General features: G+C 72.8%; 4 protein-coding genes. 1 reads left to right on the forward strand and 3 read right to left on the reverse strand.

All coding sequences use genetic code 11. The features are described from left to right. The first annotated feature begins 136 nt into the window (after window positions 1-136). Window positions 137-2,407, forward strand: coding sequence for a HelD family protein (locus tag AC27LF_RS31890; RefSeq protein WP_479657304.1), 2,271 nt, complete (start codon window positions 137-139; stop codon window positions 2,405-2,407). Here AC27LF_RS31890 and glgB read toward each other — a convergent pair. The 3 genes from glgB to AC27LF_RS31905 form a co-directional block, all read right to left on the reverse strand. Beyond that, window positions 2,382-4,580, reverse strand: a complete 2,199-nt coding sequence (gene glgB, locus AC27LF_RS31895) for a 1,4-alpha-glucan branching enzyme (protein WP_479657303.1) — start codon at window positions 4,578-4,580, stop codon at window positions 2,382-2,384. The two genes, AC27LF_RS31890 and glgB, sit on opposite strands and share 26 nt — an antisense overlap. 267 nt (window positions 4,581-4,847) lie before the next feature. Then, window positions 4,848-6,245 (reverse strand): maltokinase N-terminal cap-like domain-containing protein, encoded by a 1,398-nt coding sequence (locus AC27LF_RS31900; RefSeq protein ID WP_479657301.1) that lies wholly within the window; start codon window positions 6,243-6,245, stop codon window positions 4,848-4,850. A gap of 122 nt (window positions 6,246-6,367) precedes the next feature. Next, a partial coding sequence (locus tag AC27LF_RS31905) for an alpha-glucosidase C-terminal domain-containing protein (RefSeq protein WP_479664364.1) occupies window positions 6,368-6,518 on the reverse strand: 151 nt, incomplete at its 5' end.

Here is a 6,518-nt window from a genome sequence, read left to right on the forward strand (position 1 = left end):
CGGTGACGCCCGCAAAAAATCCCCCGAGCAATTGCGCTCGGGGGATTTCCTTGCGTATATTCGGTGATTCGCGACTTCAAAGGAATGCAGTCGCAAAGAAGTTCAGTGAGCACAGTATATCCGGGCGGGAGCGGAATTGTCAAACACCGAATTTCCGGACGATGAATTGCGTCGCGAGCAGGAATTCATCGACGGACTGTACGCGCGTGTCGACGCGCTGCGCGGCGACACCGAGACCTCCGTCGCGGACGCTCTCGCGCAGGGCGACAAGCCCATGCAGGCCCGCCTGGAGCGGGACATCCTGGTCGCCGAACGGTCCGGGCTGCTCGCCGCGCTGAACGCCGTGGACGGCTCGCTCTGCTTCGGCCGTATCGACCTGACCTCGGGCACCACCCATCACATCGGCCGTATCGGGCTGCGCACCGACGACGCCGAGCGCACCCCGGTCCTCATCGACTGGCGCGCCGACGTCGCCCGCCCCTTCTACCTGGCCACCGGCCACACCCCGATGGGCCTGCGCAGGCGCCGGCACATCTCCACCGACGGCCGCAGAGTCACCTCCCTGCACGACGAGATCCTCGACCTCGGCGACGTCACCCGCACCGGCCACGAGGACCCGACCGGGGACGCCGTGCTCCTGGCCGCGCTCAACTCCGCGCGCACCGGCCGCATGAGCGACATCGTGCAGACCATCCAGGCCGAGCAGGACGAGATCATCCGGGCGCCCCACCGCGGGGTGCTGGTGGTCGAGGGCGGCCCGGGCACCGGCAAGACCGCGGTCGCGCTGCACCGGGCGGCCTATCTGCTGTACGAGCACCGGGACCTGCTGGCCCGGCGTGCCGTCCTGATCGTCGGACCGAACCCCGCCTTCCTCGGCTACATCGGCGAGGTGCTGCCCTCCCTCGGCGAGACGGGGGTGCTGCTCGCCACGGTCGGCGAGCTGTTCCCCGGGGTGCGGGCCACCGCCCGGGACACGCCGCGGGCCGCGGCGGTCAAGGGCCGTGCCGACATGGCCGACGTGCTCGCCGCCGTCGTACGCGACCGGCAGGCGCTGCCCGACCCGGTGATCGCGATCGAGCACGACCGCGAGGTCCTGATGCTCGACGACGGCCTGGTGAAGGTCGCCCGGGAGCGCACCCGCGCCGCCGGGCTGCCGCACAACGTGGCCCGCGAGCACTTCGAGGGACACATCCTCAACACGCTCACCGACATGGTGGCCGAGCGCATCGGCACCGACCCGTACGACGGCGGCAATCTGCTGGACGCCGCCGACATCACCCAGATCCGCGACGAACTCGCCGAGAACCCGGACGTCTGGTCCGCCATCGACCGGCTGTGGCCGAGGCTGACCCCGCGCCGGCTGCTCGCGGACTTCCTCGCCGACCCCGACGGGTATCTGAGCGACGAGGACGCCGCCGCGATCCGCCGTCCGGTGACCCGGGCGTGGACCGTCGCGGACGTGCCGCTGCTCGACGAGGCGGCCGAACTGCTCGGCGAGGACGACCGCGTCAGGCGGACGCTCGCCGAACGGGAACGGGAGACGCAGATCGCCTACGCGCAAGGCGTCCTCGATGTGTCGTACGCGTCCCGCACCTATGAGTTCGAGGACAAGGAGGACGGCGATCCCGACGGCTCCGAGGTGCTGTCCGCGCACGACATCATCGACGCCGAACGGTTCGCCGAGCGGCACGAGGAGACCGACGTCCGCAGCGCCGCCGAGCGGGCCGCGGCCGACCGGACCTGGGCGTTCGGGCACATCATCGTGGACGAGGCGCAGGAGCTGTCGCCGATGGCCTGGCGGCTGCTGATGCGGCGCAGCCCGACCCGCTCGATGACCCTGGTCGGCGACCCGGCCCAGACCGCGGAGCCGGCGGGCGTGGGCTCCTGGTCCCGGATCCTCGCCCCGTACGTCGAGGACCGCTGGGAGCACACGCGCCTCGGCGTCAACTACCGCACCCCGTCCGAGATCATGGACCTGGCCGCGGCCGTGGTCCGCGCCGAACAGCCCGGCTTCGAACCGCCGAGATCGGTCCGCTCGACCGGGGTACGGCCCTGGGTGCGGCGGGCGGCCGACGACCTGCCGGGCGCGGTGGCGAAAGCGGTCGCCGAACTGACGCCCGCCGAGGGCCGCCTCGCGGTGATCGCGCCGCGCGACCTGCACCGGGCGCTCGCCGCCCGGCTGGACGGGGTCACGGCAGGCGCCGAGCCCGACCTGACGCGGACCGTCGTCCTGCTGGACCCGCGCCAGGCCAAGGGGCTTGAGTTCGACTCGGTGCTGGTGGTGGAGCCGGGCCGGTACGGCACCAGCGACCTGTACGTGGCCCTGACCCGGGCCACCCAGCGGCTGGGCGTGCTGCACACGGGCGCGCTGCCCGACGGGCTCAGGCAGGCCGCAGCCACACCGTAGCCAGCGGGGGCAGGGTCAGCCGGATGCTCGCGGGGCGCCCGTGCAGGCCGCGCGGCTCCGGCTTGACCGGGTGCGGGTGCACCACGTCGCCGCCGCCGTAGCGGGCCGCGTCCGTGTTGACGGCCTCCCGCCACGCGGGGACGTCGTCCGGTACGCCGAGCCGGTAGTCGTGGCGCACGACGGGGGAGAAGTGGGACACCGACAGCAGGGGTGTCCCGTGCGCGTCGTATCTCAGGAACGCGAACACGTTGTGCTCGGCTGCGGCTGCGTTGTCTGCGGTGATCCACTGGAAGCCGGTGGGGTCGGTGTCGCGCTGCCACAGGGCGGGGGTGGCGCGGTAGACGGTGTTGAGGTCGCGTACGAGGTCGCGGACGCCGCGGTGGTCGCCTTCGGCGCCGTAGCCGGGATCGAGGAGCCACCAGTCGGGGCCGTGTGCTTCGGACCATTCGGCGCCCTGGGCGAACTCCTGGCCCATGAAGAGGAGTTGTTTGCCAGGGTGGGCCCACATGAAGGCCAGGTAGGCGCGCAGGTCGGCGCGTTGCTGCCACCAGTCGCCGGGCATCTTGGAGACCAGTGAGCGTTTGCCGTGCACGACCTCGTCGTGGGAGATGGGCAGGAGGTAGTTCTCGCTGTAGGCGTACACCATGGAGAAGGTCATCTCGTGGTGGTGGTACCTGCGGTGTACCGGTTCGTGCTGGATGTACTGCAGCGAGTCGTGCATCCAGCCCATGTTCCACTTCAGGCCGAAGCCGAGCCCGCCGAACCCGCTCGGCCCCCTGTGGTGGGTGGGCCGCGTCACCCCGTCCCAGGCGGTCGACTCCTCGGCGATGGTGACCACGCCCGGACAGCGGCGGTAGACGGTGGCGTTCATCTCCTGGAGGAACGCCACCGCGTCCAGGTTCTCCCGGCCGCCGTGCTCATTGGGCGTCCACTGGCCCGGCTCGCGCGAGTAGTCGAGGTAGAGCATGGAGGCGACGGCGTCCACGCGCAGGCCGTCGATGTGGAACTCCTCGCACCAGTACACGGCGTTGGCGACCAGGAAGTTGCGCACCTCGCGGCGGCCGAAGTCGAACTCCAGGGTGCCCCAGTCGGGATGGGCGGCCCGCAGCGGGTCCGCGTGCTCGTACAGCGGGCGGCCGTCGAACTGGGCCAACGCCCAGTCGTCGCGCGGGAAGTGGGCCGGGACCCAGTCCATGAGGACGCCGATGCCCGCCTGGTGCAGGGCGTCGATCAGGTACTTGAAGTCGTCGGGGGTGCCGAGGCGGGCGGTCGGCGCGTAGAAGCCGGTGACCTGGTAGCCCCAGGAGCCGCCGAAGGGGTGCTCGGCGACCGGCATCAGCTCCACATGGGTGAACCCCAGGTCCCTGGCGTACGCGGGCAACTGCTCAGCGAGCTGACGATACGTCAGCCCTGGTCGCCAGGACGGCAGATGCACCTCGTACACGGACAACGGCGCTTCGTGCACCGGGATGTCCGCGCGGTGCGCCAGCCACTCCTCGTCGCCCCACACATGGTGTGAGGCGTGCACGATCGAGGAGGTGGCGGGCGGAACCTCGGTCCGGCGGGCCAGCGGGTCGGCGCGCAGCGTGCGGGAGCCGTCGGGCCGGGTGATCTCGAACTTGTACAGCTCGCCCTCGCCGATGCCGGGCACGAACAGCTCCCAGACGCCCGAGGAGCCGAGCGAGCGCATCGGGTACCCGGTGCCGTCCCAGAAGGTGAAGTCGCCGGTGACCCGCACGCCCCGGGCGTTCGGCGCCCACACGGTGAAGCGGGTGCCCTCGACTCCCTGGTGGGTCATGGGTTCGGCGCCCAGCGCCCGCCACAGCTGCTCGTGCCGGCCCTCGCCGATCAGATGCAGGTCCAGCTCGCCGAGCGTGGGCAGAAAGCGGTAGGCGTCCTCGGTCTCGTGGACGGCGCCCTCGTACGCCACCCGCAGCCGGTACGCGGGGATGTCACCGAGCGGCAACAGGGCCGAGAAGAAACCGCCGCCGTCGTCGTGGAGTTCGGCCCGCAGCTCGTCGGTGACGACGGCGACCGACAGGGCGTACGGCCTGAAGGCCCGGAACACCACACCGCCGGCCACCGGATGCGCCCCGAGCACGGAGTGCGGATCGTGGTGCGTCCCCGCCAGCAGCCGCTCCCGGTCCCCCGCGCCGAGTGCCGGAACGGCCATGCCCTCGACATCCCTGGCCCCCTGCGTCGGCTCCTCGCGGGCAGGCTTCCCCGCCGTGGTCTGCCGGGCGTCCCGCGCCCCGCCCTTGTCGACCGGGGGCTTCCTCGTCGCGGCTTCCGCGGTCGCCTGCCTCTTCTTCGCAGGTGGCGCCGCAGGGCGCCGCGGTGGCCGGCCGGCGGTGGGCGGGTGGGGGTGCCGGTCGTGCGGTTCCGGTGCGCTGGACGCGGGGCGCGGGGTCACGGATGGGCCTCCTCGGCGCGGGGCGGGTCAGGGCTGGTCGGATGCGGCGAGGCGGTGGATCGCCGCCAGGGGCACGGGCAGCCAGTCGGGGCGGTGGCGGGCCTCGTACACGGCCTCGTAGACCGCCTTGTCGGTCTCGTACGCCCGCAGCAGCACGGGATCGGTGCGCGGATCACGCCCGCTGACCTCGGCGTACCCGGTGCAGTACGCCGCCCGGCACACCGCGGCCCAGTCGGGCGCCGGCGGGCTCGCCGACCGCGCCGCGTAGTCGAAGGAGCGCAGCATTCCCGCGACGTCCCGCAGCGCGGGCTGCGGCATGCGCCGCTCGGCCAGCGGCCGGGCCGGCTCGCCCTCGAAGTCGATCAGCGACCACGGCCCGGACGGCGCGCGCAGACACTGCCCGAGGTGCAGATCGCCATGGATGCGCTGCGCGGTCCAGGTGCGCCCCTCGGCGGCCAGGCCGGCCAGCGCGGTGAAGGCGGACCGCAGCCCGGGCGCGTGGGGGCGCAGGGCCGGCACCGCGAGGACGGCCGCCTCCAGCCGCTCGATCATCCCGTCGACCAGCGGTTCCAGCCGGCCGCGGCCCAGGGTGACCGTGGGCAGCGCGTGCGCGAGCGCGGTGTGCACCTCGGCGGTGGCCCGGCCCAGTTCCCGCGCCTCCGCGCCGAAGTCCTCGCCCTTGGCCAGCCGGCGCAGCGCCAGCTCCCAGCCGTCCGTGGCGCCCCGCACAAAGGGCTGGAGTACGGCCAGCACGGCGGGCTCGCCGGCCGCGTCCGTGATCTCCGCCCGCAGCCAGGCGGTCGGCGCGTGCACCCGGGCGCAGCCCTCGCCGGCCAGCGCCAGCGGTATCTCCAGATCGGGGTTGACGCCGGGCACGACCCGGCGCAACAGCTTCAGAATGAACGTATCTCCGTAGACGACCGAGGAGTTGGACTGCTCGGCGGTCAGCAGCCGGGCCACCAGACCGTCGCGTATCCGCTGCCCCGGGTCCCGCTCGAAGCGCAGCACCCCGATACGGGCCCGGGCGCGCAGCGCCTCCAGCAGCACCTCGGCGGGCCGTGGGTCGTACAGGGCGTCGTACACCGTGCGGCCGGCGAGCGGCCCGCGGTCCACATGTCCGATCAGCGCGGGCGCCAGGTGGGGCGGCAGCGCCTCGCGCGCGCCCACGAGCAGCTGGTAGCAGTCGCCGGGCCGCGGCCGGGCGCCCGGTGCGGGCGGCTGGTGGGCGCGGACCAGCAGGTGGTACAGGCCGAGACGGCCGGAGGGCAGCAACTCGGTGACCGCCACCGGTGAGAACCCGGTGACCGGGCGCCCCTTCCCCGCGAACCAGCGCTGCCTCGGCAGCCACTCGCGCAGCAGGGGATCGAGGGACGCGAGGATATGAGCCGGACTCGTCGTGCCGGACGGGGTGACCGTTTCCGCCATGGCGTCACGTCCTTTCCCCATTCTTCGGTACGCCTCCTGGGCGTCCGAGCCGGTGGGGTGTTACTGATGCGTGCCCCGGCCGGGGCGGTGGAAACCGCCCCGCGGCGCCTTCCCGGCGGCTGCTACACGGTGTCCCCGCGCAGTCGGAACCAGTAGAAGCCGTGGCCCGCGAGGGTGAGGAGATAGGGGAGTTCACCGATGGCGGGGAAACGCACCCCGCCGAACAGCTCGACGGGATGCCGGCCGCCGAACCGCCCCAGATCCAGCTCCGTG

Source organism: Streptomyces diversicolor (assembly GCF_057537855.1).

Coding starts and splice junctions, on each gene's coding strand:
- AC27LF_RS31900 (WP_479657301.1), bottom strand. CDS start 6,245: ATGGCGGAAACGGTCACCCCGTCCGGCACGACGAGTCCGGCTCATATC.
- glgB (WP_479657303.1), bottom strand. CDS start 4,580: ATGGCCGTTCCGGCACTCGGCGCGGGGGACCGGGAGCGGCTGCTGGCG.